The 25,441-nt window shown below is 73.7% G+C and carries 26 protein-coding genes and 1 tRNA gene; 12 read left to right on the top strand and 15 right to left on the bottom strand.

The window, feature by feature from the left end:
* Positions 1-48: 48 nt before the first annotated feature.
* The 3 genes from DEJ51_RS26170 to DEJ51_RS26180 form a co-directional block, all read right to left on the bottom strand.
* Positions 49-1,107 carry a TIGR04222 domain-containing membrane protein gene (locus DEJ51_RS26170; RefSeq protein ID WP_150260052.1) on the bottom strand — a complete coding sequence of 353 codons (1,059 nt, stop codon included), beginning with the start codon at positions 1,105-1,107 and terminating at the stop codon, positions 49-51.
* Positions 1,104-2,426, bottom strand: a complete 1,323-nt coding sequence (locus DEJ51_RS26175) for a DUF692 domain-containing protein (protein ID WP_150260053.1) — start codon at positions 2,424-2,426, stop codon at positions 1,104-1,106. The genes DEJ51_RS26170 and DEJ51_RS26175 overlap by 4 nt, the downstream gene beginning before the upstream one ends.
* Positions 2,427-2,599: 173 nt before the next feature.
* Entirely contained in the window at positions 2,600-3,352 is a 753-nt protein-coding gene (locus DEJ51_RS26180; RefSeq protein WP_150260054.1) for an aminoacyl-tRNA hydrolase, read from the bottom strand.
* A 71-nt stretch (positions 3,353-3,423) separates the two neighbouring features.
* On the opposite strand from DEJ51_RS26180, the gene DEJ51_RS26185 reads away from it, so the two are divergent.
* The 4 genes from DEJ51_RS26185 to DEJ51_RS26200 all read left to right on the top strand — a co-directional run bounded on the left by DEJ51_RS26185 (position 3,424) and on the right by DEJ51_RS26200 (position 6,220).
* Positions 3,424-4,098 (top strand): AIM24 family protein, encoded by a 675-nt coding sequence (locus DEJ51_RS26185; protein ID WP_150260055.1) that lies wholly within the window; start codon positions 3,424-3,426, stop codon positions 4,096-4,098.
* Entirely contained in the window at positions 4,095-4,904 is an 810-nt protein-coding gene (locus tag DEJ51_RS26190; RefSeq protein WP_150262158.1) for an ATP-binding cassette domain-containing protein, read from the top strand. The genes DEJ51_RS26185 and DEJ51_RS26190 overlap by 4 nt, the downstream gene beginning before the upstream one ends.
* A complete protein-coding gene (locus DEJ51_RS26195; protein ID WP_150260056.1) occupies positions 4,901-5,551 on the top strand; it encodes an ABC transporter in 651 nt (216 codons plus the stop codon). The genes DEJ51_RS26190 and DEJ51_RS26195 overlap by 4 nt, the downstream gene beginning before the upstream one ends.
* Before the next feature lie 168 nt (positions 5,552-5,719).
* Positions 5,720-6,220 carry a hypothetical protein gene (locus DEJ51_RS26200; RefSeq protein WP_150260057.1) on the top strand — a complete coding sequence of 167 codons (501 nt, stop codon included), beginning with the start codon at positions 5,720-5,722 and terminating at the stop codon, positions 6,218-6,220.
* Between the two features lie 50 nt (positions 6,221-6,270).
* Here the strand turns inward: DEJ51_RS26200 and DEJ51_RS26205 are convergent, their stop codons facing one another.
* The 3 genes from DEJ51_RS26205 to DEJ51_RS26215 are packed head-to-tail and all read right to left on the bottom strand — an operon-like array spanning position 6,271 to position 9,907.
* Positions 6,271-7,257 carry a hypothetical protein gene (locus tag DEJ51_RS26205; protein ID WP_150260058.1) on the bottom strand — a complete coding sequence of 329 codons (987 nt, stop codon included), beginning with the start codon at positions 7,255-7,257 and terminating at the stop codon, positions 6,271-6,273.
* The gene (locus DEJ51_RS26210) at positions 7,254-8,540 is read right to left on the bottom strand and encodes an MFS transporter (protein ID WP_150260059.1); all 1,287 of its coding nucleotides are present in this window, start codon (positions 8,538-8,540) and stop codon (positions 7,254-7,256) included. Before DEJ51_RS26210 ends, DEJ51_RS26205 begins: the two co-directional genes overlap by 4 nt.
* The gene (locus DEJ51_RS26215; protein ID WP_150260060.1) at positions 8,540-9,907 is read right to left on the bottom strand and encodes a discoidin domain-containing protein; all 1,368 of its coding nucleotides are present in this window, start codon (positions 9,905-9,907) and stop codon (positions 8,540-8,542) included. The genes DEJ51_RS26210 and DEJ51_RS26215 overlap by 1 nt, the downstream gene beginning before the upstream one ends.
* A 141-nt stretch (positions 9,908-10,048) precedes the next feature.
* Here DEJ51_RS26215 and DEJ51_RS34655 point away from each other — a divergent pair, with 141 nt between their 5' ends.
* Complete coding sequence (locus DEJ51_RS34655) at positions 10,049-10,285, top strand: hypothetical protein (protein ID WP_190620646.1); 237 nt, start codon at positions 10,049-10,051, stop codon at positions 10,283-10,285.
* Between the two features lie 102 nt (positions 10,286-10,387).
* Positions 10,388-11,260 (top strand): AraC family transcriptional regulator, encoded by an 873-nt coding sequence (locus DEJ51_RS26220; RefSeq protein WP_150260061.1) that lies wholly within the window; start codon positions 10,388-10,390, stop codon positions 11,258-11,260.
* 22 nt (positions 11,261-11,282) lie between these two features.
* On the opposite strand, the gene DEJ51_RS26225 is transcribed toward DEJ51_RS26220, so the two are convergent.
* The 4 genes from DEJ51_RS26225 to DEJ51_RS26240 all read right to left on the bottom strand — a co-directional run bounded on the left by DEJ51_RS26225 (position 11,283) and on the right by DEJ51_RS26240 (position 15,346).
* Entirely contained in the window at positions 11,283-12,188 is a 906-nt protein-coding gene (locus DEJ51_RS26225) for a polysaccharide deacetylase family protein (protein ID WP_223835968.1), read from the bottom strand.
* Between the two features lie 59 nt (positions 12,189-12,247).
* Positions 12,248-13,333 (bottom strand): PPK2 family polyphosphate kinase, encoded by a 1,086-nt coding sequence (locus DEJ51_RS26230; protein ID WP_150260062.1) that lies wholly within the window; start codon positions 13,331-13,333, stop codon positions 12,248-12,250.
* A gap of 64 nt (positions 13,334-13,397) precedes the next feature.
* Positions 13,398-14,786 (bottom strand): alkaline phosphatase PhoX, encoded by a 1,389-nt coding sequence (locus tag DEJ51_RS26235; protein WP_150260063.1) that lies wholly within the window; start codon positions 14,784-14,786, stop codon positions 13,398-13,400.
* Complete coding sequence (locus DEJ51_RS26240; RefSeq protein WP_150260064.1) at positions 14,786-15,346, bottom strand: hypothetical protein; 561 nt, start codon at positions 15,344-15,346, stop codon at positions 14,786-14,788. The genes DEJ51_RS26235 and DEJ51_RS26240 overlap by 1 nt, the downstream gene beginning before the upstream one ends.
* A gap of 259 nt (positions 15,347-15,605) precedes the next feature.
* Here DEJ51_RS26240 and DEJ51_RS26245 point away from each other — a divergent pair, with 259 nt between their 5' ends.
* Complete coding sequence (locus tag DEJ51_RS26245; protein ID WP_150260065.1) at positions 15,606-16,919, top strand: cytochrome P450 family protein; 1,314 nt, start codon at positions 15,606-15,608, stop codon at positions 16,917-16,919.
* A 39-nt stretch (positions 16,920-16,958) separates the two neighbouring features.
* Positions 16,959-18,134: an amidohydrolase family protein gene (locus DEJ51_RS26250; protein WP_150260066.1), complete on the top strand. Its 1,176-nt coding sequence runs from the start codon at positions 16,959-16,961 to the stop codon at positions 18,132-18,134.
* Positions 18,135-18,210: 76 nt separating this feature from the next.
* Here DEJ51_RS26250 and DEJ51_RS26255 read toward each other — a convergent pair whose 3' ends face one another.
* A complete protein-coding gene (locus DEJ51_RS26255) occupies positions 18,211-18,636 on the bottom strand; it encodes an OsmC family protein (RefSeq protein WP_150260067.1) in 426 nt (141 codons plus the stop codon).
* Positions 18,637-18,698: 62 nt separating this feature from the next.
* Positions 18,699-19,754 (bottom strand): cell division protein ZapE, encoded by a 1,056-nt coding sequence (gene zapE / locus DEJ51_RS26260; protein WP_373038751.1) that lies wholly within the window; start codon positions 19,752-19,754, stop codon positions 18,699-18,701.
* Between the two features lie 84 nt (positions 19,755-19,838).
* Here zapE and DEJ51_RS26265 point away from each other — a divergent pair, with 84 nt between their 5' ends.
* The 4 genes from DEJ51_RS26265 to msrB all read left to right on the top strand — a co-directional run bounded on the left by DEJ51_RS26265 (position 19,839) and on the right by msrB (position 23,127).
* Positions 19,839-20,621 (top strand): pyrimidine reductase family protein, encoded by a 783-nt coding sequence (locus tag DEJ51_RS26265; protein WP_150260069.1) that lies wholly within the window; start codon positions 19,839-19,841, stop codon positions 20,619-20,621.
* A 148-nt stretch (positions 20,622-20,769) separates the two neighbouring features.
* Entirely contained in the window at positions 20,770-21,237 is a 468-nt protein-coding gene (locus tag DEJ51_RS26270; protein ID WP_150260070.1) for an indole-3-glycerol phosphate synthase, read from the top strand.
* A 61-nt stretch (positions 21,238-21,298) separates the two neighbouring features.
* On the top strand, positions 21,299-22,696 hold the full coding sequence (gene murC / locus DEJ51_RS26275; RefSeq protein WP_150260071.1) for a UDP-N-acetylmuramate--L-alanine ligase: 1,398 nt from the start codon (positions 21,299-21,301) through the stop codon (positions 22,694-22,696).
* 23 nt (positions 22,697-22,719) lie between these two features.
* Positions 22,720-23,127 carry a peptide-methionine (R)-S-oxide reductase MsrB gene (msrB, locus tag DEJ51_RS26280; protein WP_150260072.1) on the top strand — a complete coding sequence of 136 codons (408 nt, stop codon included), beginning with the start codon at positions 22,720-22,722 and terminating at the stop codon, positions 23,125-23,127.
* A gap of 147 nt (positions 23,128-23,274) precedes the next feature.
* Here msrB and DEJ51_RS26285 read toward each other — a convergent pair whose 3' ends face one another.
* The 3 genes from DEJ51_RS26285 to DEJ51_RS26295 form a co-directional block, all read right to left on the bottom strand.
* Complete coding sequence (locus tag DEJ51_RS26285; protein ID WP_150260073.1) at positions 23,275-23,715, bottom strand: hypothetical protein; 441 nt, start codon at positions 23,713-23,715, stop codon at positions 23,275-23,277.
* Between the two features lie 53 nt (positions 23,716-23,768).
* A tRNA-Ser gene (locus tag DEJ51_RS26290) sits at positions 23,769-23,841 on the bottom strand.
* Between the two features lie 60 nt (positions 23,842-23,901).
* Positions 23,902-25,275, bottom strand: a complete 1,374-nt coding sequence (locus DEJ51_RS26295; protein WP_150260074.1) for a hypothetical protein — start codon at positions 25,273-25,275, stop codon at positions 23,902-23,904.
* Positions 25,276-25,441: the final 166 nt, after the last annotated feature.

A 25,441-nucleotide genomic window follows, 5' to 3' on the forward strand; every position in this document is an offset into this window, starting at 1 on the left:
TGGCCCCGTTGCCGCCGGTTCCGCCCCCGGTTGCCGTACGCCCGCCGGTCAGGAGCTGCTGCCGCAGCTGGAGCTGGACGAACTGCCGCAGCTGGACGAGCTGCCGCAGCTGGAGCTCGACGAGCCGCCGCAGCTGGAGCCTGAAGAACCGCCGCAGCCCGAACCGGAAGAACCGCCGCAGCCGGAACCGCCTCCCGAGGAGCCACACCCCGAACCACCGCCGCAGCCGGAGCCGCCACTGCCGCCGCCGTCGCTTCCGGCGCACCAGACGATCGGCAGCACCTCGGCCCCCGCCCAGTGCGAGGAGCTGTCCGTGCCGTGGGAGCGGGTGCGCGACTGGGCCGCCGCCAGCCGGGTACCGCGCACGGCGGGCACCAACTGCTGTCGCAGATACGGGTCCCGCAGACCGCGGAGCCCGAACAGCGCGGTCTGCACGTGCGGGGTCCGGTCGTTCACGTGGGCGGAACGGATCGCGCGCAGCGCCCGCGCCCCGGCCCTGGTGACCCGGCTCCTGGCCCGGGCCGCGCAGACCAGGCCGGCCACGATGCCGCCCACCAGGACGACCGCCACCTTCGCGATGAACGGAACCCCGGAACCGGAATCCAGGGCGAGCCCCACGACGGTCAGCACCACCGACACCGGGAACAGCAGCAGCGCGCACACGACGGCCTGGACGATTCCCCAGCGGCGCAGGCGGCGCAGCCCGGATCCGGGCGGGGTGATCAGCCAGCGGTCGGCCAGCGCGCCCCCGATCTCCTGCACGGCCGGGTCGCACATGGCGCCGTAGCGCACCTGGTAGAGCCATCCCGAAGGCGCCCTCTGGTGAGCCTGGAGGACGGCCCGCTCGGCGGGGTCGACGGCCCGCGCCCCGGGGCGTACCTGGACGATGCCCGGACCGCCGGCCACCAGCCGGCCGTCGCCGAGCATGGAGACGAGCGCGGCGTCCACGACGGTGCCCGGCCCGCCCACCAGGAAGGCGGCCTCGGACAGGTCGTGCAGGGCGGGCGCGGATCCCGAGGACGAGGACCGGGCGCCGCGGAGCCCGACCATCAGCAGCAGCGAGGAGAGGACGACGGCGATCCAGATCGCCACGGCGAGGAGGTTCATGCCGCTCTCCCCGCCAGCGTCCGGGCCCAGCGCACGATCCGGCGGGGCGGCCTGGCCCCGGCCCGGTCCCGCCACCAGGTGGTGAGCCGGCGCCGCGCGGCCGGATCGGCCGGCAGGTCCCGGATCAGCAGGTCCTCGGCGAAGTCCAGCGCGTCCCGGCGGTATCCGGAAGTCATCGGACGGCTCTTGGCGTAGGAGAGGAAGGCCTCGCGGTACGGGTCCGGGCCGCCCAGGATCACGGGCAGCTCGGGAGCCACCTTCGCCACCACGTCGGCCCGCTTGGCGGCCAGCGCCCGGGCCTGCACGCGGATGCGCCGGCGGTCGAAGCCCTCGGGTACGGGGGTCCCGGCCACCAGCGCCGACAGCAGCGCGGCCTGACCGAGCGCCACCCGGGTCCGGACCGGCTCCTCGACCGGTCGCGGCCCGGTCCCGGGCCCGGCGGGGACCGTCTCCACGGGCGCGGACGGCGCGGCCGCTGCTGCGGGCACGGCAGGCGCGGCCGGTCCGGCCGTCAGCACCGCGCGGATCGCGGCCAGCTCGCCCGCGAGCTCGGCCTCCGGCGGGAAGTCGTCGTCCCGCTCCAGCAGGACGCCCGCCGGTTCCACCCGGGAACGCAGCTCGGCCAGCAGGTCGAGGACGACGGGCGGGACCGGGTGCGCGTGGGTGTCGTGCCAGACCCCGCCCCGTTCGACGCCGCCCGCCACGTGCACGTACGCCAGCGCCTCCAGCGGGATCGCGTCCAGCACGGCGGCCGGGTCCTCGCCCCGGTTGATCCGGTTGGTGTGCAGGTTGGCCACGTCGATGAGCAGCCGGACACCGGTCCGCTCGACGAGTTCCGTGAGGAACTGCCCTTCCGTCAGCTCCTCGCCCGGCCAGGAGAACAGCGCGGCGATGTTCTCCAGCGCCAGCGGGACCGGCAGGGAGTCCTGCGCGATCCGCACGTTCTCGCACAGCACGTCCAGCGCGTCGCGGGTGCGCGGCACGGGCAGCAGGTGCCCGGCCTCCAGCACCGGCGAGGAGGTACGTACGAACGCGATGTGCTCGGTGACGAGCGGCGCCCCCAGCGCCACCGCCCGCTCGCCGAGCGCCGCCAGCCTGGCCGGGTCGGGGCGGTCCGCGCCGCCGAGGCCGAGCGAGACCCCGTGCGGCACGACGCGGGTGCCCCGCTCGCGCAGCCGCAGCAGGGACTCGGGCAGGTGGCCCGGGCATACGTTCTCGGCCACCACCTCGACCCAGTCCAGGCCGGAAAGCCGCTCGACGGCGTCCGCGATCTCCGGCCGCCAGCCGATGCCCACCCCCAGGTGTGCCATGGGCTTCATGTCCCCTCGCCCCCTCTCTTCGTACCGTGTGCCGATGTCATGGCCCCGACGGAGTCGCGCCAATCGCAGGAGGGGACGTTCAGAGGAACATTTGAGGTTCCCGCCCGGACGGCGAAGCCCTCCGGGCGCTCCGGGCCGGGTCGGTCCGCTCCGGTCCGGTCCGGTCCGGTCCCTCAGAGCCTGGCGCGCAGCGCGGGATGGTCGGCGACCACCGTCGCGCTGCCCGGCGCGATCTCGGTGAATCCGGCGTCCCGGACCACCGGGAGCCCGCTCCCGCCCAGCTCCGCCCACCGCTCGCGCGGGGCCGTCCGTACCGCCAGCCGGAAACCGGAATCCTGCCAGGCGGTCCGCTCCGCCCGTGTCAGCTCCCACCACGCCAGCTGCGCCGCGTGCCCGGCCTGCGCCATGGCCTTGCCGGCCGACATGTCGAGGCCGGGGTTGAGCCACAGCACCGGCAGCCCCGGCTCCGCGGTCGCGGCGACCGGCTCCGGGTCGTCCAGGTCGGTGCCCGACACCTGCAGCTTGGCGAGTTCCTTGGGCCAGCCGTCGAGGGGCACCGGCGGGAAGACCCGCACCTGTGCGGCGTCCCCCTGCACGGTGACGCCCGGCAGGGTCTCCGCCTTGCGCCACTCCGCCCCGCGCGCCCGCCGGACCACCTTGCGGATCCGCGCGTCCTGCCAGTCGCGGACCGCCCGGGCCCACTCGCCCTCGCCGCGCGCCCGCTCGTCGGTGAGCAGCACCAGCACCGCGCGGGCCGCCGTCTCCAGGGCGTCCGTCCGGGCGGGCGGCTCGGCCTTCTCGATCCGCACCACCAGCGGCAGCACGAACTGCGGTGCCTCGTCGCGCAGTACGTGCTCCTGCCGGAAGGGGCTGTCCGCCCCGACCGCGGGGACGCCGGAGATGTGGTTCGTGTGCTGGCTGCTCATCCCGCCAAGGATGCCAGCCTCCGCCTTGAGGAGGATGCCCCGGGTGGGTGGCCCAGGTGAGGATCGAAGCCATGAAGAGTGATCTTTTTGCGTCCGGGAACCTGGCCCAGGCGGCCGTCGCCCCCGGTATGACCCTGCAGAACGCCAAGTCCGTGAAGTACGCGGTCGACGGCGAAATGCTGGCCCGGCAGGGCTCGATGGTCGCCTTCCGCGGCAACCTGCAGTTCGAGCGCAAGGGGCAGGGGATAGGCGGCATGCTCAAGCGCGCCGTGACGGGCGAGGGCCTCGCGCTCATGTCCGTACGCGGCCAGGGCGAGGCCTGGTTCGCCCACCGGGCGGACAACTGCTTCATCATCGACTTCGAGCCGGGCGACGCCCTCACCGTCAACGGCCGCAACGTGCTGTGCTTCGACCCGACCCTGTCCTACGAGATCAAGATGGTGAAGGGCGCCGGCATGACCGGCGGCGGCCTCTTCAACAGCCTCTTCACCGGGACCGGCAAGCTCGCCGTCGTCTGCGACGGCCACCCGATCATCATCCCGGTCACCGCCCAGGCCCCGGTCTACGTGGACACGGACGCGGTGGTCGGCTGGAGCGCCCGGCTGGAGACCGGCCTGCACCGGTCCCAGTCGGTCGGCTCGATGATCCGCGGCGGATCCGGGGAGGCCGTCCAGCTGAAGCTGAGCGGCGAGGGCTTCGTCATCGTCCGCCCGAGCGAGGCCACCGAGACGGCGGCCGCGCACTGAACCTGACCGATGTGGGCCGCCGCTACGGACGGCGCGGCCCCTGGGTGCTGCGCGGGATCACGCTCGAACTCCCGCGCGGCGCCCTCGTCCGCGTTGAAGGCGGCAACGGCGGCGGCAAGTCCACCCTGCTGCGGCTCGTCGCCGGGATCGAGGCCCCGACCGAGGGGCAGGTCGGGGGCCGCCCGCGGCACACCGGCTACGTGCCCGAACGCTTCCCGGCGGCGCTGCCGCTCACGCCCGCCGACTACCTGACCCACCTGGGCCGGGTGCACGGCCTCCCGCGCGCCGAGGCGGTCCGCCGCGCGGCCGGCGGGCTGGAGCGGTTCGGCGCCGCCGCGTACGCCCGCACCCCGATGGCCGAGCTGTCCAAGGGCAGCAGCCAGAAGGTCGCCGTCGCCCAGGCCCTGCTCGCCGAGCCGGGGCTGCTCGTCCTCGACGAGGCGTGGACCGGACTCGACGCGTCCGCCCGAGCGGAGCTGGACCGGGCCGTCCTCGAACGCACCGCCGCCGGAGGCACGGTGGTGTTCGTCGACCACGACCCCCGGCGGCTCGCGGGTGTGGCCGACGCCCACCACCGGCTCACGGGCGGGGCGCTCGTACCGGTGTCGGCAGCGGCCGGGCCCCGGGTGCGGATCCACGCCGTGGGCCCGCCCGGACGGGCACTGCCGCCCGAGCTCCGCGCTTCGCCGGCACCCGGCGGCGGAGTGCTGCTGACCGTGGACGCAGCACGCTCCGACGCGGTCCTGCGCGACCTGCTCACCGCCCGGCCGCCCTGGCACGTCCGTGCCGTGGAGGAACTCCCTTGACCGCTCTGCTCCGATACCACGGCGCCCTGCTGCTGCGCTCCCAGCGCTGGCTCGCGCCCCTGATCACCTACGCCGCCCTCGTGGCCGTCGGCATCCGGCCGGGCGACCCGGTGCCCGACTCCCTCGGTCTCGTGTCCGCCGGTCTGGTCCCGGTCACCGCCTGGCTGGTCCGGATCTGCGTGACCGTCGAACCCGACGCCGCCCGCGCCTGCACGGCAGCCGCCGCAGGTCCCGTACGCGTGCATGCGGCGGCCCTGCTCACCGCGTCGACCGGGGCGATGCTCGCCGGAGCCGCGGCCGCCGCCGTGGCCCTGCTGACCGGTGACCGCTCCGGCGAGGGCCTCGGCACGGCCGCTCTCGCCGGGGCCCTCGCGGTGGCGGCCTGCACGCTCACCGGCGCGGCCGTGGGCGCCCTGTGCAGCCGGCCCCTGGTCCGACGCCGGGGCCCCGGGATCGTCGCGGCCGCCCTCGGCTCCCTGCTCGCCCTGGTCCTCGCGGTCTCCCCGGCCCGCGCCGCGGTGTCCGCCCTGGTCGCGGCGGGCCGCTCGGGGACGGTGTCGCTGCCGCTGGCGGCCCTGACGGGCGCGCTCCTGCTGGCCGCCGCGGCGGGTGCGACGGCCTGCCTGACCGCCGCCCGCCGCAGCTAGCCTCTTCCGACCCGGGCCGGTGGGCCCATCCGAGGCCTCTCGCGGCTCCGAGGAGTGATGATATGTGACTTTCGGTGAACGCTCGTTCGTGGGCGGGAATGTCCGTTCCCGTAGATGCGGCCGCTCCGTGCATGCGACGGACGGCCTCCCCTCCAGGAAAGGACGCACATGAGGAAGCTGGCTTGGGCCGCGCGGGGCATGTCGGTCGTATCGGGAGCGGTACTGCTCGGGGCGCTCATGGTCCCGTCCGCGGTCGCCGCCGACACACCGGGGAGCACCGCGTCCCCCAACAGCTCCATGACGGCGCAGGGCAAGAAGTGCGGTGCACGCGATGTCAGCTCCGCCGCTCCGGACTACACCAACTTCGACACCCCCGTCGTCTTCCGCGTCGCGACCGATGCGCAGGGCCACTCGTTCGTCAACGACAGCCGCAACGCGGGCGTGTGGATCAACCTCGGCCTTCTCGCCAACGCGCCGTCGTGCATCACCGACAGCGCGCTCTCGGTGACCGAGGCCAACCCGGGCATCCTCTACATCACCCTGCTCGCCGAGAACGGGGTGCTCCACGAGGCCCAGTGCACCACCAGTGACACGCCGTTCGCGCCGTCGAACCTCGTGGCGGCCTGCGGCCCCGGGTTCTCGATCCTCCCGAACACCCCCGTCGTCTGAAGCGAGTCATGACCGAGGGTGTCCTGCTGCCCGCGGGCAGCAGAACACCCTCAGCCCACCCGGACAGGGGAGGAGCCGTTCGGGACGAGGAGGGCGGGCTCGCCCGTGCCGTCGGCCCGGGCCGACCAGATGTCGCCCGCGCGGCCGTCCTGGCCCGGCAGGGCGTAGGCCAGGGTCGCGTCGTCCAGCCACACGGCCTGGTCGTCGACGCTGCGCGGCTCGGCCAGGGGGTGCTCGCGCAGGGTCGCCAGGTCGAGGACGTACAGCCGCCAGGGGGCCCGGGGGTCGTCGGAGACCTTCTTCTTGAAGGCGGCGCGGGTGCCGTCCGGCGACAGCGAGGGGCACTCGGCGTTCTCCCGCAGCGCCTTCGCGGACCAGGCGCGCAGATCGCCCTCGACGAGGTGGGTGGCGCCCCGGGTGGAGACGGTGGCGTAGAAGCGGTTGTCGTCGGCGGCGAAGGTCACGCCCCAGTAGTTGACGTCCGGGTCGTGGTGGCGGGCCCCGCCGAGGGTGAGCGGGATCTGCTCGACCGACTTGACCAGATAGCCGGTACGCAGGTCCAGGATCGCCGTCCGGGTCGAGAACGCGGCGGTGTTGTAGGAGTCGCCCGTGGTGAAGGTGGTCCAGGACAGGACCTGGCCCGAGGGCGAGACGCGGGCCCGGTTCGGGATACCGGGCACCGTCACCTTGCGGACCTCCCGCAGGCGCCGGTCGAGTACGAGGGCCTCGGTACGGGCCGGGACCCCGGGCAGTTTCCGCAGGCACAGGGCGTGGCTCCCGGCGGTGTGGAAGCGGTCGCAGGACGGGCCGCCGGTCACCCGCGGCAGGCCCGGGCCGTCCTGGCGGGCGATCCGCCCGCCCGCCGTGTCCCGGAAGTAGAGGCCCGGCGCCTCGACGGTGAAGGAGGCGTCCGCCTGCTGCCCGGGCGGTCGTTCGCGGTGCCGGGCGTGCAGTACGTAGCCCAGTGAGCCGCCCGCGAGCAGCAGGACCGCGGTGACGACGAGGGCGAGGCGCAGCCGGGGGGACGGCGGGTTCACGGGGCCTCCGGGACGGGCGGGATCGGCGGGGCGGCCGGGCTGGGCAGGGGAGCGGCGGGCAGGATGCGCGCGGCGGCCGCGAGGGCCCCCGCCAGTGCGAGGGCAGCGGCCCAGAGGGCGGGCCGCTGCCCCCAGAGGGTCCACGCCGCCCCGAACCCGGCGGCGCCCAGCAGCCGGGCCAGCGCCTGGCCGGTCTGCAGCACCGCGAGCCCGCCCGCCCGGCCGGCCGCGGGCAGCGCGGGAGCGGCGAGCGCCATCAGGACCCCGTCGGTGGCGGCGTAGAAGACGCCCAGCAGGGCGAGCACCCCCACGACGGTCGGCGCGCACACGGGGGCGAGCAGCAGGGCGTACGCGCCGAGCAGGGCGCCGTGCCCGAGCAGGAAGGCCGTCCGGCGGCCGGTCCGGTCGGCGATCCGGCCCAGCGGGACGGCGAGCAGCAGGTAGACGGCGGCGGCCCCGAGCGGCAGCAGGGTGAACAGGGCGGGCGGCAGGTCCAGTCCGCGCAGGAGCAGCAGGTAGAGGAAGGCGTCGCCGATGGTGGTGGCGCCGAGCAGGGCCGAGGCGCAGAGCACGCGGCGGAACGCGCGGTCGCGCAGGACGGGCGGGCGCGGCGGGCGGGGCCCGGCCGGGACGGCGGCGGGGAGAGCGGCCGCGGGGCCGGGCGCCGCCGGGACGTACAGGGCGAGCAGCAGCACACCGAGCAGGCCGGTGCAGAAACTGACGGCGAACACCGCGTCGTAGGCGTCGGCGGTGGCCCACAGCACGGCGAACGCGGCGAGCGGCCCGAGCAGCGCGCCCGTGGTGTCCATCGCGCGGTGCACGCCGAAGTACCGGCCGAGGCTCTCCGGGGGCCCGCTGAGGGAGATCAGGGCGTCGCGCGGGGCGGTGCGGATGCCCTTGCCCAGCCGGTCGGCGGCGAGCGCGGCGGCGATCCCGCCCGCGCTGCCCCCGGCGAGGAGCAGTCCGAGCCGGGAGAGCGCGGAGAGCAGGTAGCCGGCGCCGGCGACCCGCTTGTGGTGGCCGCGCCGGTCGGCGAGCCGGCCGCCGAGCAGCCGGACGAGGGCGGTGGCTCCGTTGAACATCCCGTCCAGGAAGCCGAACTGGAGGGGCGTCAGGCCCAGGCCCAGGACGAGGTAGAGCGGCAGTACGGCCGTGACCATCTCGGAGGAGATGTCGGTGACGAGGCTGACCGTGCCGAGCGCGAGGACGGCGGCGGGGACGCGCCGCCGGACCCCTGGGAGGCGGGGCGGCGCGTCCGGGCGGCCGTTGGCGGCCAGGTACATCAGTGGCAGCTGTACTTGGGGCTGGTGTCCTTGACCTGGCCGTCGGTGGCCACGTAGGTCCACCCGTAGCCGGAGTCGGTGAAGTCCAGCTTCACCACGCCGTACGGTCCGCTGATCCGCTTCTGGCTGTTGGGCTGGACCTCCTCGATCGGATAGGGCTCGGCACCGCCCATCCCGCCGACGATCTCCACGATCCCGTCGGCGGTCGCCCGGCCCTCGGGGTCCTGCGGGGCGAACCGCTCGTAGTGGTGGTCGTGCCCGTTCAGGACCAGGTCGGCCCGGGCGGCGTAGAGGATCTTCCACACCGGCTTGGAGACGGGGTCGTTGCCGTGCCCGCCGGACGAGTACAGCGGGTGGTGCCAGTAGGCGGCGACGCACGGCCTGGTGTTGGCGGCGAGATCGGCCTTCAGCCAGTTGATCTGGGCGGCCTGGTCGAAGGAGTTGGAGTCGAGGGCGACGAAGTGCCAGTTGCCCTCGTCGAAGCTGTAGTAGCTCTTGCCCTGCGGGTAGGCGATGGCGCCGAAGTACGACTTGTACCCGGCGAGCGGGCCGGCCGGGTCGTACGTCTCGTGGTTGCCGGGGACCGGGCGGGTCTTGGCCTTGAAGGCGCCCCAGCTCTTGTCGTAGTAGGCGCGGTAGTCGGAGAGCCGGGCGTCGTCGTACTGGTTGTCGCCCATCGTCAGATAGAACTTCGGGTCGATCCGCTGGGCGAGCGCGGCCGTCTTCGGGTGCGCGCAGCCGCTGTCGGAGGCCGTGCACTGCGCGGCGATGTCACCGGCGGCGACGACCGTGAAGGAGCCGCCCGGCGGCGGCCCGTCCCCGGCGGTGCCGTACACCTCGGCCTCGAAGAGCGAGTAGCCGTACGAGGTGCCGCGCGCGGTGCCCTGGACGCGCAGGTAGCGGCCCTTGCCGGACAGGCCGGTCCAGTCGTCGACGCCACCGTTGCCGGCGCTCTCGCTGGCGAGCGTGGTCCAGGCGGCGCCGTCGGCGGAGACCTCGACGCGGTACGCCCGGGCGTAGGCGGCCTCCCAGGTGAGCCGTACCCGCGAGACGGTGGCGCCGGCGCCGAGATCGACCCGGAGCCACTGCGGGTCCTTGCCCTCGGCGCTGGCCCAGCGGGTCGCCGGGTCGCCGTCGAAGGCGTTCTTCGCCCCGAGCGAGGAGGACTCGGCCGAGGACGCGGTGGCGGGCCTGCCGCGGGATATGAGGGGGTCGGCGGCGGCCCCGGCCCGTCCGGGCCACGCGAGGAGCAGCCCGCCGACGAGGGTGAGCGCGGCGAGGCCGGCGAGGGTGGTCAGGAGGAGGGTGCGAGGTCCGGGGCGTAACCGTGGGGGGTGAGCGGAGGTGTTCAGGCGGTTCGGTCGCATACCTGGAACTCCCTGCCTTGAGGGGTGGCGAGAGCGGGACACTGGCGCGGGGCGCCGCCCGGGACACTAACAGGAAGGAAAGTTTCCTACCAGTGCTCCTGCAGTGATTGTCCGCGAGCCGCCCGCCGGTAGGCTCGACGCATGGACCAGCCGCAGGAGCCCGAGACGCAGGGGCCCGAGACGCAGGGGCCCGAGACGCAGGAGACCCCGCCCTATTGCGCCGCGCCCGCCGCCCCGGCCGGCCGGGTGCCGGGACCGCCGTACGCGGACTGCCTGGAGTGCGGGAAGCCCACCGAGTACGGGGTCGCCACCCCGGGCGTGGTGCTGTGTCCGGTGTGCGAGTGGCAGGAGGCCCAGCGCACCGCCTGCTCCGGCTGAGCCGTGTGCGCCGGACCACCCGACCGGAGAGGGCACAGGATGTCGGGTGCGCCGGCCCCGGTCCTGCCTACCGTCGGTGGTGGAAAAGGAAGGAGGCCGGGGTTGCTGGATCGGCTGAATCAGGCCATGGAGCACATCGAGGACCACCTCGACGGGCAGATCGAGGTGTCCGTGCTGGCCGGGATCACCCTCACGTCGGAGTACCACTTCCGCCGGCTGTTCTCGTCACTGGCGGGGATGCCGCTGTCGGAGTACGTCCGGCGCCGGCGGCTGACCGTCGCGGGGGCGGAGGTGCTGGCGGGGGAACCGACCCTGCTGGAGATCGCCGTCCGCTACGGCTACACCTCGGGGGAGGCCTTCGCCCGGGCGTTCCGCGCCGTGCACGGCGTCGGTCCCGGCGAGGCCAGGCGGTCCGGCGCGGCTCTGATCTCGCAGCCCCGGCTGTCCTTCCGCCTCACCGTCGAAGGGAACAGCACCATGCGGTACCGCATCGTGGAGAAGGAAGCATTCCGGGTCGTCGGCAGGAAGGCCCGCGTCCCCCTCGTGTACCGGGGCGTCAACCAGCACATCGCCGAGCACGTGCGCAGCATTCCCCCGGAGACGATGCTGCGCATCGCCGCCCTCTCGGACCAGGACCCGGACGGGGTGGTGTCGGCGACCGTGCGCCTGTCCGACGGCTTCGAGGAGGGCGGCGAGCTGGACTACTACCACGCCGTGATCACCGGTGCGGCCGAGCCGCCCGGGGACCTGGACGTGCTCGACTGCCCGGCCGGGACCTGGGCCGTCTTCGAGAACACCGGGCCGTTCCCGCAGGCGTTGCAGGAGATGTGGGGCGACGTCGCCGCCCGGTGGATCCCGTCCAACCCGTACGAGTACCGTCCGGGCCCGGAGATCCTGCGCACCCGCCCGTCGCAGGACGACCCGGCGTGCTCCCGGGCGCAGCTGTGGATCCCGGTCACCCGCACCTCGCCCTGACCGCCGCGCCGCGCGGGCCGGGCTACCTGCCGATCAGCTCGGAGACCTTCACGAACCGGTAGCCGCGCTTGCGCAGTTCGGGGACGATCTTCCGGACGGCCTCCTCGGTGACCGGGGCGGCGCTGCGGGTGCAGTGCATGACCACCACGGAGCCCGGCTTCACCCCGGAGAGCACCTGCTCGGCCACCGCGTCCGGGTCCTTCGCGAAGGCGTCGCCGCTGACCACGTCCCACTGGACGGCCGTGACCTTGGCCGTGGACAGGGCCCGCAGTGCCTGGTCGTCGTAGCAGCCGCCGGGGAAGCGGAAGTACGGGACGGTGTTGACCGCGCCCGCCTGCCGGAAGGCGGCGAAGGCCCGGTCCACGTCGGCGCGGGCGGCCGCGGCGTCGAGCGCGGGCAGCCCGTAGCAGGGGGACTTGAAGGCGTGGTGGCTGTACGAGTGGTTCGCGATCTCGAAGTTGGGGTCGGTGCCGATCGACTTGGCCTGGTCCGGGTACTCCTCGGCCCAGCGGCCCGTCATGAAGATGGTCGAGGGCACCTTGAGGGTGCGCAGGGCCGAGATCAGCGCGGGGTTGTCGAAGTGTTCCCCGTCCGCGGCACGCGGCCCCTGGTCGGAGGTCATGTCGGCGTCGAAGGTCAGCGCCACGGTCTTGTCCGTCTGCTGCTTCGCCCGTTCGAAGACCGGGGTCAGACCGTTCGGGCCCGGCGCCATGGTCGGGGGCTTGGCGGGGGCACCGGCCTGCGGGGACGCGGCGGGAGGTCCGGAGGCGGCGGCGGAGGCGGCGGCGCTCGCCGAGGCTGCGGGGGTGCCCATACGGGCCTCGCGGCCGGCGTCCGGCGCGCCGGCGCCGCCCCCGCACCCCGCGAGGGCGGCGCCGAGCACCGCCGTGGCGGCTGCGGCAGCTACTTTTCGTACGGAATTGGTCACGCACGCAAACTATATGACTAACTGATGAGAAGAATGAACGACAGGCGGTCGGGCGGAACTCACCCCTCCAGCAGCCTCCTGCGGCACTCCTCGACATCGAAGTCCCCCTTCGGATACTGCGGATCGATCTCCTCCAGGTGCTCCCGCAGCAGCGTGCTGATGGCCCAGTTGCGGTACCACTTGCGGTTCGCCGGCACCACGTACCAGGGCGCCGCGTCGGTGGAACAGCGCTCCAGCGCCACCTCGTACGCCTCCTGGTACGCGGGCCACGCGCCCCGCTCCTCGATGTCGCCCACGTTGAACTTCCAGTGCTTGTCCGGGTCGTCCAGCCGCTGCAGGAGCCGGGTCCGCTGCTCCTCGTAGCCGATGTGGAGGAAGACCTTCACCACGGTCACGCCGTCGTCCGCGAGGGCCTTCTCGAACCGGTTGATCTGGGCGTACCGGGTGCGCACCCGGTGGGGCGGCACCAGCGCGCGGACCCGGGCGATGAGCACGTCCTCGTAGTGGGACCGGTCGAAGATGCCGATCTCGCCCGGCCGGGGGAGCTCCCGCTTGATCCGCCAGAGGAAGGGGTGCTCCAGCTCCTCCGCGGTGGGCGCCTTGAAGGCCTTGATCCGGCAGCCGGAGGGGTTGAACAGGCCGATCACGTGCTTGAGGGTGCCGCCCTTGCCGCTGGTGTCCATGCCCTGGAGGACCAGGAGCAGCCGGCGGCGGTCACCGGCGGTGCTCGCCGCGTAGAGCCGTTCCTGGAGCGCGCCGAGCGGCTGCGCCAGCGCGGCGGTGGCCTCCGCGCCGGCCGCCTTCCCGGCGGGGCCGCCGGGGGTCGAGGACGGGTCGAGGCTGCCGAGGTCCGGCCGTTCGCCCGGGGTCACGCGCAGCAGCTCCCGCAGCGGCCGGGCCCCGGAGCCGTCGGCCCCGGGGCGCTTCGCGGGCCTCCCGCGCTTCGCGCCCTTCCCGGGTTTCGCGTCCTTCCCGGGTTTCGGGTCCTTCGTGCCCTTCCCGGGCTTCGGGTCCTTCGCGCCCTTCGCGTCCTTCCGGGGCTTCGCGCCCTTCGGGTCCTTCCCGGGTGCGGCGTCCTGCGCCCGCTTCTCCCGCCGCTTCCCGGGCTTCGCCGCTTTCCGCTTCTCGTCCTGCTTCCCGGCCATCGCTGACCACCCCAATCCCGTCGGTTCCGTCCGATCCTCCGGCAGACCGGACGGGAGCGCGAGATCAGTGCCAGGGCCCCGTCACCGCGAACGTGGTCCCCGGCGCGTAGGCGTTCACGTACATCGTCCGGCCGTCGGGGGAGAAGGTGACCCCGGCGAACTCCCCCCACTCCGGGGCCCCCGGCCCTCCGACGTCCTGGGCGTTGCGGGCCATCGGATAGACCTCCCCGCCCTCCGTCACGCCGAAGACGTACTGCGCGCCGCCGCCGTCCTCGCACACCATCAGTCCGCCGTCCGGTGCCAGGCAGATGTTGTCGGGGGAGTCCCCGGGCAGCGCGATGTCCGAAGCCGCCCCGAAACGCACGTCCAGGCGGATGGTGGAGCGCCGGGGGTCGTGGAACCACACCTGCCCGTGATGGTCCGCGGGCGCGCCCTCGCCGCTGCGGGCGAAGCTGGACACGAAGTGCACCCCGCCGTCGCCCCAGTAGCAGCCCTCCAGCTTCTGCGCGTGGGTGATCCCGCCCGGCCCGAAGTCCTGGAGCCGGATCGGCGTCCCGGCCGCCGATGGGTCGGGTACGGGCACCCACTCCACCGGGAACACCGCCCCGGGCTCGTCCACCACCGCCAGGTCCGCGAGCCCCGGCACCCGCATCGCCTCCAGCCGGCCCCCGGCCCGCAGCGAGCCGAGCCCGCCCAGCGGCCGCTCGGGCAGGAACCGGTAGAACAGCCCGAACGGCCGGACGAAGGCGTCCTCGGTCTCGTACACGACCCCGCGGTAGGGGTCCACGGCGACGGCCTCGTGCGCGAAGCGGCCCATCGCGGTGAGCGGGACCGCGCCCGAGCGGTACGGGTCGGCCGGGTCCACCTCGAAGACGTAGCCGTGGTCGCGCGTGTAGCCGGAGGTGCCCGCGCGGTCCTCGGTCTCCTCGCAGCTCAGCCAGGTGTTCCAGGGCGTACGGCCGCCCGCGCAGTTGACGGCGGTGCCGGCGAGGGCGACGCGCTCGCCCGAGACCTGCCCGGCGGCGTCCAGTTCCAGGGCGGTGCAGCCGCCGAGGGCCTGGGGGTCGTAGGTCAGTCCCGGGACGGCGGGGACGCGCAGCGCCGCGGTGGTGCGGTTCTCGTGGTTGCGTACGAGACGCACGCGGCCGCCGCCGGCCTCGAAGGCGGCCATGCCGTCGCAGTTGGCGGGCACGGGCCCCTCGCCGGAGCGCAGCGGCTCGCCGGCCCGCGAGAGCACCTGGTACGTGAACCCGGCGGGCAGGTCGAGCAGCCCGCGCGGATCGGCCACGAGCGGCCCGTACCCGTGGCCGGTGCGGGGAGTCCGCGGGGCCCGGGCGGCGGCCCGGGAGCCGGCGCCGGCGAACAGCGCGCCGAGCGCCCCGCTGAAGACGATCCCGCCAGCGGCGAGCAGGCCGCGCCGGGTCACGGGCCCGCGCGGCTCCCCGGGCGGCATCAGAGCGACGGCTTGGGGCGGGTGGTGCCGGGCAGGCAGGTCACCGCCCGGTTGAAGGTCTCGAACAGGCCGCCGGGGTTCTTCTTCCAGAGCCACAGGTGCAGGGCGTAGTGCACCGGCTGACCCGGGAAGTTGCCCGGCTTGGGGCCCTTGAAGGCGGTGCCGAACATCGTGGGGCGGTCGTCGTCCGTCGTCAGCTTCTGGTCGCGGTCGTAGAGCAGCCACTGGACCGCGACGAGCCGTTTGCCGCCGCGCCCGTCGTCCTCGTAGAACAGCGCGGCGGGCTTGGCCGGGTCGAGCGAGTTGTCGTACTTGTGGTTGAAGTGCGGGTAACCGAGCGCGCCCGTGCCCGCCTTGTCGACGACGCAGTACTGGTCGGGCTTGTAGCCGTCCGCCACGGCGTTGGCGTGCACCTGATACCTGGCGGTCGCCGCGTACGTGCGGGCCAGGTCGGCCCCGGCCCGGCCGGTGCCCGTGTCCGCGGCGGCGAGGGGAGCGGTCACGGCCCCCAGGGTGAGCGAGGCGGCTGCGGTGAGGGCCAGGGCGAGACTGCGGGCCATGCGCGGGGCTCCTTGTGACGGGCTGGCTGGGGCACCTGCAGCCCTTCCCCGGGCCGCCCGGCCCGCCACACACTCGGCCCGGACGGGCGACCGCCGATCGGCTGACGGGCGGCCGGACGCGCACCCGGACGCGCACCCGGACCCGCCCCGCCCCCCGCCGCCCCCGGCTCACCCGATCGGGAGGGCGCCGTTTCGCGACGCATCCGCACGGGGAACCGGTGTTGTCCCCAGCAGGCGAGCGCGACGGAGGGTACGGACCATGGCGCAGCAGGATGCGGCACCGGACGGCGGCGGAGAGCTGCACGACATCGTGTCGGCCGTGTCCCGGGGCGCGCCCGAGTACCGGCAGTGCCCCCACCCGATGTACGCCGCCCTGCGCGAGCAGGCCCCCGTGTGCCGGCTGACCCCTCCCCACGGGATCGAGACGTACCTCATCACCCGTCACGACGACGCCCGCGAAGCGCTGTCGGACCCCCGCTTCAGCAAGAACATGCACGGCGCCATCGACACCTACCACGCCGTGTACGGCAGCTTCTTCGACGCGCTCGACGACAACGTGCTCTTCTCGGACCCGCCCCGGCACACGCGGCTGCGCCGCGTCCTGCGCAGCGCCTTCACCCCCCGCCGGGTGGAGCAGATGCGCCCGCGGATCACCGAGATCGCCGAGGACATCCTCCACGAGTGCCGGGAGGCGGGCACGGTCGACCTCATGGCCTCGTTCGCGTTCCCGCTGCCCGTCGCGGTCCTGTGCGAACTGATGGGCATTCCGCAGGAGGACCGCCCGGAGATCCTGGAGCAGTTCGCGGTCGTGACCCGCTCGCGGTTCGACCCCAGCAGGAAGGCCGAGCTGAAGGCGGCCGAGGAGCGCCTGCAGCACCGGCTGGAGCGGCTCATCGCGGACACGCGCGCACACCCGTCGGACTCCTTCCTCAGCGACCTCCTGCAGGGGGAGGAACAGCTGGACGACCCCGAGCTGGTCGCGTCGCTGTGGGTGCTGTTCTTCGCCGGCCACAAGACCACCGCCTACCAGATCGGCAATTCCGTCCTCAACCTGCTGCTCCACCCCGGTCAGGCGGCGTTGCTGCGCGAGGACCCCGCGCTCGTGCCGCGGGCGGTCGAGGAGATGCTGCGCTTCGAGGGGTCGGTGGAGACGTCGACCTTCCGGTACGCGGCGCGGGACGCCGAGATCCGGGGCACGCCGATCCCCGAGGGCTCCCTCGTGCAGATCGCGATCTCCGCGGCCAACCGGGACCCCGGGAAGTTCGACCTCCCCGACGAGCTGGACGTGACGCGCGAGGGACTCCAGGGCACCCACCTGGGCTTCGGGCACGGGACCCACTACTGCCTGGGGGCTCCCCTGGCGCGGCTCGAACTCGAGATCGCGCTCGCCACCCTGCTGCGGGAGTTCCCGGACATGGAGCTCGCGGACCCGCAGGAGACCGGCAGGGCGTGGCTCAAGGGCCCGGTGCCGGCGTTCCGGGGGCTCGAACACCTCCGGCTGGTCCTGGAGCCGTCCCGCCCCGGCGCGGATCCGGGCGAGGCGTCCCTGGCCTCCGTGGCCTCCGGCAGGTAACCCAGACCCGACGGGCGGTGGATCGGCATGACGGATTCCATGAGTACCTCCGCGCTGCGCCTCCTGGGGACGCCGGCGGACGAACTGCGCATCGCCGCGGTGGGCACCAGCGAGGTCATCCGGGTCGCGCGGGGCGCCGCCGCGCCGGGTACGGACGCGGCACGCGCGGTCCAACCGAAGATCGACGTGCACCATCACTTCTGCGCGCCGCAGTGGCGCGACTGGGCCGCGCACCACGAACTGATCCACCCGGATCGGCTGCCCCCGTGGTCCCGGCTCGGCACCGAGGCGGCGATCCGCTTCATGGACGACGTGGGCATCACGACCGCCGTCCTCAAGCCGATGCTGCCGGCGCGCTACCGGTCTTCGGCGCAGCTGCGCGAGGCGATCAACATCACGCTGCAGTCGATGATCGAGGTGGCGCAGTCGCACCCGGGACGGTTCTCGTACTACGTGCCGCTGTTCCTGGACGACCCGGACGCCTCGTCCTGGGCCGTACGCCGCGGACTCGGGCAGCTCGGGGCCGTCGGGGTGAACGTGACGGCCAACTACGGGGGCGTCTACCTCGGCGATCCGTCCTACGACCGGCTGTTCCACGAGCTGAACGAGTTCTCCGCCGTGGTGGACACCCACCCGCACAACCTTCCGGACGGCCCGTGCGGCCCACCCGCCGGGTCCGGCCCCCCGTCCGGTCCGCCCGCCGGGCCCGGTGCGTCAGGTCCGCCGTCCGGGCCCGGGGCGGCGGGTCCGCCCGGTGGGTCGACGGTCCCGGGGATCCCGAACTTCATGTGCGACTTCCTGCTGGACACGACACGCGCCGCCGTGAACATGATCAGCCACAGGACCCTGGACCGCTTCCCGGACATCTCCGTCGTCCTGCCGCACGCCGGAGGCTTCCTGCCGTACATCGCCACGCGCCTGCAGGCCCTCGGACGGTTCTGCGAACCGCGTGTCGAGCCCGCCGCCGTCCGTGACCACCTGAGCCGCTTCTACTACGACACGGCCGGCCCCATGGCGCCCGCCGCGACCTTGCTGGAGCACGTCCCGGCCGACCACGTCCTCTTCGGCACGGACTGGCCCGCGGCTCCCGCCGACACGGTCACGGACCTGGCGCTCCCCGCTCTCGAAGCCGACCCGGCCTTCACCCCGGAGCAGCTGCGGGGGATCTACCACGACAACGCGATGCGCCTGATCCCGCAGCTGGCGACCGCCTGACGGGGGCACTGCCGGTACGGGAAGGGGGCGCGGGCCGCACGTGCGGCCCGCGCCCCCTTCGCGCGGTCGGCGCCGATCAGGCGAGCTTGGCGCTCAGGGTGATCGTCGTACCGGTCAGTGCCTGGCTCACCGGGCAGTTCTTCTTGGCGTCCTCGGCGGCGGCGACGAAGCCGTCGTTGTCCAGCCCGGGGACCTCGCCCTCCACGCTGAGGTGGATGCCGGTGATGCCCTCACCGGGCTGGAAGGTGACGTCGGCCTTGGTCTCCAGCCGGGTGGGCGGGGTGCCCGCGCCCGCGAGGCCGTGGGACAGCGCCATCGAGAAGCAGCTGGAGTGGGCGGCGGCGATCAGCTCTTCCGGGCTGGTCTTGCCGTTCGCGGCCTCGGCACGGGAAGGCCAGGAGACGTCGAAGGTGCCCTTGCCGGAGGAGTCCAGGGTCACCTGCCCCTTGCCCTCCAGCAGGTTGCCTTCCCAGACGGTGTGCGCGTGACGCGTGGTGGCCATGGTGATCCCTTCGAAGATGTGGGAAACGGCCGGGTTCCCGAAGGGACCCGGCGTCCCCAAACCTACTGGGAGACCAGGGGCTTCGCGTCACGCGCCAGGGCGGTGAGCCGCGATATGGCGCGGAAGTACTTCTTCCGGTAGCCGCCGTTCAACATGTCCTCACTGAACAGCCTGTCGAAGGGGACCCCGGAGGCCAGCACCGGGATCTCGCGGTCGTACAGGCGGTCGGCCAGTACCACCAGCCGCAGCGCCGTCGACTGGTCCGGCACCGGGCCGACGTCGGTCAGGCAGACCGCCGTGAGGCCGTCGGTCAGCGCGCCGTAGCGGCTGGGGTGCACCCGGGCCAGGTGTTCGAGCAGGCCGGGGAAGTCGTCCAGGCTCGCGCCCTCGGTGGCGTACGCGGCCTTGGTGACCTGTTCGTCCGAGAACGGCGCCGGAGCTTCCGGCAGACCGCGGTGGCGGTAGTCCTGGCCGTCGATCCGCAGCGGCCGGAAGTGCGCCGACAGCCCCTGGATCTCGCGCAGGAAGTCGGCGGCGGCGAAGCGGCCCTCGCCGAGCTTGCCGGGGAGGGTGTTGGAGGTGGCGGCCAGGGCCACGCCCTGCTCGACGAGACGGCTGAGCAGCGAGGACACCAGCACGGTGTCGCCCGGGTCGTCCAGCTCGAACTCGTCGATGCACAGGAGCCGGTGTCCGCCGAGGGTCTGCACGGTCTGCTGGAAGCCCAGCGCGCCCACCAGGTTGGTCAGCTCCACGAAGGTGCCGAAGGCCTTGAGCGCGGGCTCGGCCGGGGTGGCGTGCCACAGGGAGGCCAGCAGGTGGGTCTTGCCGACGCCGTAGCCGCCGTCGAGGTAGACCCCGCGCGGGGCGGCGGGGGCGGCCGGCTTCTTCGAGAACCAGCGCTTCTTGCCGGCACCGCTGGCGTGCGCGCCGCCGAGCCCTGCGGCGAAGCCGCTCAGCACGGTGACGGCCTCGGACTGGCTGGGCTGGGTCGGGTCCGGGTTGTACGTGTCGAAGCGCACCGAGTCGAACCGCGGCGGCGGCACCATCTCGGCCACCAGCCGTTCGGCGGGCACCCGCGGCTCGCGCGCGCAGAGGGCCTGGGGCCCCGCGTCGGCTATGGGGGGCCGGCCCGAGGTGTAACCGGAGGTGGAGAGAGATGTCGACACAGCTCTCAACTCTACGGGGCGTGGCACACTGCACCGATGCGACGCCTGTTCCCTGTGACCGATCAGACATCCGCCCCGCCCCAGGACCGGGCCGACCGGGAGTGGACGCTCGACGAGCTGGCGGAGGCTTACGCGTACCCCGCGCTGAAGGCGGACGGCCACTGGCTCCGGGCCAACATGGTCTCGACCCTGGACGGGGGCGCCCAGCACGAGGGCCGCTCGCAGCCCATCTCCGGCGAGACCGACATGCGGATCTTCGGCACCCTGCGCGCCCTGGCCGACGTGGTGGTCGTCGGCGCGGAAACGGTTCGCCAGGAGGGCTACCGGCCGGCCCGCGCCCGGGAGGCCTTCGCCGCCCGCCGCGCCGCCTCCGGACAGGGCCCGGCCCCCGCCATCGCGGTGGTCACCGCCAGCCTGGACCTGGACTTCTCGCTGCCCCTGTTCACCTCCCCGCTGGTGCCCACCCTGGTGGTCACCGGGGCCGCCGCGCCCGCCGACCGGGTGGCCGAGGCCGCGCGGGCCGGGGCCGAGGTCGTGGTGGCCGGGGACGGCGCGGGCGTGGACCCCGCCCGGGTGGTGCGCGAGCTCGCCGCGCGCGGGCTGCGCCGCCAGCTCACCGAGGGCGGGCCCCGGCTCCTGGGCCAGTTCGTGGCCGCCGACGCGCTGGACGAGCTGTGCCTGACGATCTCCCCGATGCTCGTGGCGGGAGGCGCCCAGCGGATCGCAGGAGGCCCCTCCGTCACGGTTCCGCACCGGCTCGCGCCCGCCTGCGTACTGGAAGAGGCCGGGTTCCTCTTCACGAGCTACCGTCGGATCTGACAAGACGCGGAATTTGTCGTTCCGCTTTGCTTCCGCTGGGCACATAACTGGGCAGGTATGACTGCACAGGGCCCCGTGCGACAGCGGGGCAGGATGGTTTCCGCAGGGGTCGGCCGGCCGGCCTCGGCCCATGAAGGAGAGGGCGTCCGTGTTCACGAGCGTATTGATGATCGAGCAGCCGCTGACCGGAGTGGACGTGGACTTCGTCACCAACCTGCACGGGGACGACGCCGTCTCCTTCATCGTGCTCATGCAACCCCGGGGCGACCAGGACCGACTGCTGCGCGCCATCGACGACGTGGCGCTCGGCGAGCTCCCCGAGGCCATCCGGGAGGGTGACGAACCGGAGGGGGAGGACGCCCTCGGCCCCGCCGCGCACGCCCTCGCGCACTCCCTGAACGCGCTGCGGGCCAAGGGCGCCAAGGCCGTCGGGCAGATCGTCGAGGACCATCCCCTCGACAAGCTGAAGTCCGTCGTCGACGAGCACGACGCCGACGAGGTGATCGTCCTGACCGCCCCGCACTTCGTGGAGGAGTTCTTCCACCGGGACTGGGCCTCGCGCGCCCGCCACAAGGTCGGCGTTCCCGTGCTCAAGCTCTTCGCCCACAACGAATAGGCTTGGGGCCAGTCAGAGCCTCACGCGCACCCGCAAGAAACACGATCCTGGAGCGACCTGAATGAAGCCCGGCCTGCCGACCGCCATGGAACGGCCCCACTTCATCGGCATCGGCGGCGCCGGCATGTCCGGCATCGCGAAGATCCTGGCCCAGCGCGGAGCGCGGGTGGCCGGCAGCGACAGCCGCGGTGACTCCGAGACCGCCGAGGCGCTGCGCGCCCACGGCGCCACGGTCCACGGCGGGCACGCGGCCGGGAACCTCGCCGCCGAATCCACCTGCGTGGTCGTCTCCAGCGCGATCCGCGCCGACAACCCCGAGCTGGCCCGCGCCGCCGAGCTGGGCATCCCCGTCGTGCACCGTTCCGACGCGCTGGCCGCCCTGATGGACGGGCTGCGGCCGATCGCCGTCGCCGGCACCCACGGCAAGACCACCACCACCTCGATGCTGGCGGTGTCCCTCTCGGCCCTGGGCCTGGACCCCTCCTACGCCATCGGCGGCGACCTGGACGCCCCCGGCTCCAACGCCCACCACGGCGAGGGCGACATCTTCGTCGCCGAGGCGGACGAGAGCGACCGCACCTTCCACAAGTACACCCCGCAGGTCGCGATCATCCTCAACGCGGAGCTCGACCACCACGCGAACTACGCCTCCATCGAGGAGATCTACGAGTCCTTCGAGACCTTCGTCGGCAAGATCGTGCCCGGCGGCACCCTCGTCGTCGCCCACGGCCAGGAGGGCGCCGCCGAGATCGCCCGCCGGGTCGCAGGCCGGGAGGGCCTCACCGTCGTCACGTACGGCGAGGAGGAGGGCGCCGACGTCCGCATCACCAAGATCGCCCCGCGCGGTCTGACCAGCGAGGTCACCGTGGTCCTGGACGGCCGGATGCTCACCTTCACCGTCTCGGTCCCCGGCCGCCACTACGCGCACAACGCCGTCGCGGCCCTCGCCGCGGGCGTGGCGCTCGGCATCCCGGCGCACAACCTGGCGAGCGCGCTCGGCAAGTACACCGGGGTCAAGCGCCGGCTCCAGCTCAAGGGCGAGGCCGCGGGCGTCCAGGTGATCGACTCGTACGCGCACCACCCCACCGAGATGACCGCCGACCTGGAGGCCATCCGCGGAGCCGCCGGCGACTCCCGGATCCTGGTCGTCTTCCAGCCGCACCTCTTCTCCCGCACCCAGGAGCTCGGCAAGGAGATGGGCGAGTCCCTGGCCCTCGCCGACGCCTCCCTGGTCCTGGACATCTACCCGGCCCGCGAGGACCCGATCCCCGGCGTCACCAGCGAGCTGATCATCGAGGCCGCCCGGGCCGCGGGGGCCGACGTCACCGCCGAGCACGACAAGGCGGCCGTCGCCGACGCCATCGCGGGAATGGCCAAGCCCGGTGATCTCGTTCTCACCATGGGCGCGGGCGACGTCACGGACCTCGGTCCGGCCATCCTCGCCCGGCTGTCGAGCTGAAGGTACGAGGGAGCGGGAGAGTCATGTCCTACGAGGTCGAGAAGACGGACGAGCAGTGGCAGGCGGAGCTGACCCCGTCCGAGTACCAGGTACTGCGCCTGGCGGGCACCGAGCCGGCCTTCCGCGGTGAATACACGGACACCAAGACCGAGGGCGTCTACTCCTGCCGCGGCTGCGGGTCCGAGCTGTTCCGCTCGTCGGAGAAGTTCGAGTCGCACTGCGGCTGGCCGTCCTTCTTCGACCCGAAGGACACCGAAGCGGTCGAACTGATCGCGGACACCTCGCACGGGATGGTCCGCACGGAGGTCCGCTGTGCGAAGTGCGGCTCCCACCTGGGCCACGTCTTCGAGGGCGAGGGCTACCCGACCCCGACGGACCAGCGGTACTGCATCAACAGCATCTCCCTGCGCCTGACCCCGGCGGAGGGCTGACCGGCACACGCGCCGACGGGGCCCCGCGCCCCGGGAGGCCCTGGGCCCCGGACCCGGACGGGTTCCGGGGCCCTCGTGCACCCGCACCCGCACCCGTACCCGCACCCGCACGCCCGGCCCGGTGGGACCCTCACCGTGCGTGCGGGGTCAGACGACGACCCGGACTGCGTCCGGCTTGGGGAAGGGCATCCGCAGCCAGCCCGCCGGCCAGCCGCCGTCGTAGGAGTCCCCGGCTTCGACGAAGAGGAGACGGGGGAAGCGCCACAGCCACCACCGCTCCTCGCCACCACGGTCGGGCCACTCGATCGTCGCCGCGCGGAACCGCTCGTCGAGCTCGTCGAGCCTCGGCTGCCGGGCCGACCGGACGTCCGGGGGCAGCAGGGGCCAGACGCGGGCCAGGACGGTCCGGCACCAGATCTCGTAGTCGAAGTCGTCGAGGCACCATGCGTAGCCCTCCTCCACGCCCGCCACCTGCTCGCCCCAGTAGTCGAGCAGCGCGGAGAACGTGCGGGGCTGCCCGCCGTCCCAGCAGTCGGCGTCGGCCGCGACCATGGCCGCGTGCACGTCCGCCTCCTCGTGCGTGGTCATGAGCATCCCGTCCAGGCGTCCGGGCCGGTGAGGGCGGAAGGGGGAAGTGAGGGCGGCGAGGGCAGGATTCGAACCTACGTCCACCCGGAAGTCGAGCCGGGCGCTCCTCCGCAGAGCTTCCTCGCCGCCGCCCCGATCATCCGCACGCGGTGACGTCCCGGTCAACGGGATTTCGTGGCCCGTGAGTCACAGCCATTCCTCGGCGGCCGCGCGCCGGTCCCGGCCCGAGAAGAGTCCCGCCGACCGCATCGCGCTCGCCATCAACGGGTCGGCGACGGCCACGCCGTGCACCAGTTCCGGGGTGCGCCGGAAGCCGACGGCCACCGCCGCCGGCCGGGGCGCCGTCCAGCCGCCCGCCACCGGGTCCACGCCGTACCGTGCGCAGGCCGCCTCGACCTGCCGGCGCGTGCATTCCTTCTCGCCCCGCAGGACCTCCCAGGGCCGGGGCAGGTCCGCCCACACGTACGTGTCGGGGTGCAGCCCGCCGCCGCTCCTGCGGTGCCAGGCGGCCACGTCGGCCGCCATCAGCCGCGGCACCTTGCCCGGGCAGACCCGGTCCAGGACCTCCTCCTGGCCCAGCTCGGTCATCAGGGCGAACCAGTGCGCGCGGGCGGTGGCCCAGGCCTGCGCGGCCTGGTTCCACGTCGAGGAGTCGTCGCCCCGCCGCACCACCATGCTCGCGGCCTCGAAGCCGGAGCGGTTCCACGCGTCCTCCAGCAGCTCGGCCACCTCGCGCAGGAAGCGGTTCCACCGCACCAGCAGCCGGATCAGCTCCTGGTCGGACAGGTGCCCGAGCACCTCGGCGGTCGGGTGGACGTGCGCCACGGCGTACCAGTTCGTCCGCTCCGGAGCCGCCCGCAGCCGCCGCAGCAGCGCGTCGGCGACCTCGTCGTAGGGCCGGCGCTGGCTGCCGTTGGTGAAGACGCTGCGCATGTGGGCGCGGGCGGTGAGGTAGGCGATGAAGGCCGCGGTGTCGGGGTCCGCGGAGAACAGTTCGTACGGCAGCGTGCGCGCGAGCGCGCCCTTGCCGGTCATGGTGACCTCGCGGCGGCGCTGTTCGTGGAGCAGCCGGGCCAGCTTCGCCTCCATCCGCCGCAGCAGCCGGAACCGCTTGTTGTACTGACGCCCGGACAGCTCGCCGAGCCCGGCCTCGGCCCGCTCCGCCCTGTTCAGCCGGTCCAGGCCGAAGTCGTTCTCCCCGTACTGCCGGTGGATCTCCTCGCCGGCCCGGCGGACGACCGCCTCGATCGCGGCGGGATCGTCCCCGGCTTCCCGGGGCAGCCCGTCGACGGACGCGAACAGCTCCGTGGCACGGGCGAGCTGGCGCTGCGCGCCGACGGGCGCGGCGAAACCCTCCCGCATGGAGGTGTAGCCGTGCCAGAGCCTGCGGAGGGAGTGCTGTGCGGCCTTCTCCAGGGCCTCGGTGGTGGTGGGATCGAGAGCGACCTGACGGGCGTGGAACAGATCCTGGATCAGCTGGGCGATGTCCTCGGGGCGTTTGCGGAGCTCAAGCGAGGCGTGCAACTCGCGGACCAGCTGCTCGGCGTGGTGCGACGGCATGGGCCCCACCCTGCCACCGGACACCCGCGACCTCCACCGGTTAACCGGCGGCCGGAACACAACAGGGCGGCCTTGGTGTCGGGTACGTCGCGGTTCGATTCCGATCCGATCTCTGGCCTGCGATGATTTCCCGGAACTAGCACGCTTCGGGCTCGGAAGACACCTA

This window comes from Streptomyces venezuelae (assembly GCF_008642275.1).
Taxonomy (GTDB): domain Bacteria; phylum Actinomycetota; class Actinomycetes; order Streptomycetales; family Streptomycetaceae; genus Streptomyces; species Streptomyces venezuelae_E.

Bases quoted from the DNA above. Each gene is read 5' to 3' on its own strand.
- DEJ51_RS34655 (WP_190620646.1), top strand. From the start codon at position 10,049: ATGGACCAGCCGCAGGAGCCCGAGACGCAGGGGCCCGAGACGCAGGGG.
- DEJ51_RS26210 (WP_150260059.1), bottom strand. From the start codon at position 8,540: ATGTACCTGGCCGCCAACGGCCGCCCGGACGCGCCGCCCCGCCTCCCA.
- DEJ51_RS26230 (WP_150260062.1), bottom strand. From the start codon at position 13,333: ATGGCCGGGAAGCAGGACGAGAAGCGGAAAGCGGCGAAGCCCGGGAAG.
- DEJ51_RS26265 (WP_150260069.1), top strand. From the start codon at position 19,839: ATGCGACGCCTGTTCCCTGTGACCGATCAGACATCCGCCCCGCCCCAG.
- DEJ51_RS26235 (WP_150260063.1), bottom strand. From the start codon at position 14,786: ATGCCGCCCGGGGAGCCGCGCGGGCCCGTGACCCGGCGCGGCCTGCTC.
- DEJ51_RS26170 (WP_150260052.1), bottom strand. From the start codon at position 1,107: ATGAACCTCCTCGCCGTGGCGATCTGGATCGCCGTCGTCCTCTCCTCG.
- DEJ51_RS26250 (WP_150260066.1), top strand. From the start codon at position 16,959: ATGAGTACCTCCGCGCTGCGCCTCCTGGGGACGCCGGCGGACGAACTG.
- DEJ51_RS26175 (WP_150260053.1), bottom strand. From the start codon at position 2,426: ATGAAGCCCATGGCACACCTGGGGGTGGGCATCGGCTGGCGGCCGGAG.
- DEJ51_RS26200 (WP_150260057.1), top strand. From the start codon at position 5,720: ATGAGGAAGCTGGCTTGGGCCGCGCGGGGCATGTCGGTCGTATCGGGA.
- DEJ51_RS26185 (WP_150260055.1), top strand. From the start codon at position 3,424: ATGAAGAGTGATCTTTTTGCGTCCGGGAACCTGGCCCAGGCGGCCGTC.
- DEJ51_RS26245 (WP_150260065.1), top strand. From the start codon at position 15,606: ATGGCGCAGCAGGATGCGGCACCGGACGGCGGCGGAGAGCTGCACGAC.
- murC (WP_150260071.1), top strand. From the start codon at position 21,299: ATGAAGCCCGGCCTGCCGACCGCCATGGAACGGCCCCACTTCATCGGC.
- DEJ51_RS26215 (WP_150260060.1), bottom strand. From the start codon at position 9,907: ATGCGACCGAACCGCCTGAACACCTCCGCTCACCCCCCACGGTTACGC.
- DEJ51_RS26240 (WP_150260064.1), bottom strand. From the start codon at position 15,346: ATGGCCCGCAGTCTCGCCCTGGCCCTCACCGCAGCCGCCTCGCTCACC.
- DEJ51_RS26180 (WP_150260054.1), bottom strand. From the start codon at position 3,352: ATGAGCAGCCAGCACACGAACCACATCTCCGGCGTCCCCGCGGTCGGG.
- DEJ51_RS26295 (WP_150260074.1), bottom strand. From the start codon at position 25,275: ATGCCGTCGCACCACGCCGAGCAGCTGGTCCGCGAGTTGCACGCCTCG.
- DEJ51_RS26285 (WP_150260073.1), bottom strand. From the start codon at position 23,715: ATGACCACGCACGAGGAGGCGGACGTGCACGCGGCCATGGTCGCGGCC.
- msrB (WP_150260072.1), top strand. From the start codon at position 22,720: ATGTCCTACGAGGTCGAGAAGACGGACGAGCAGTGGCAGGCGGAGCTG.
- DEJ51_RS26255 (WP_150260067.1), bottom strand. From the start codon at position 18,636: ATGGCCACCACGCGTCACGCGCACACCGTCTGGGAAGGCAACCTGCTG.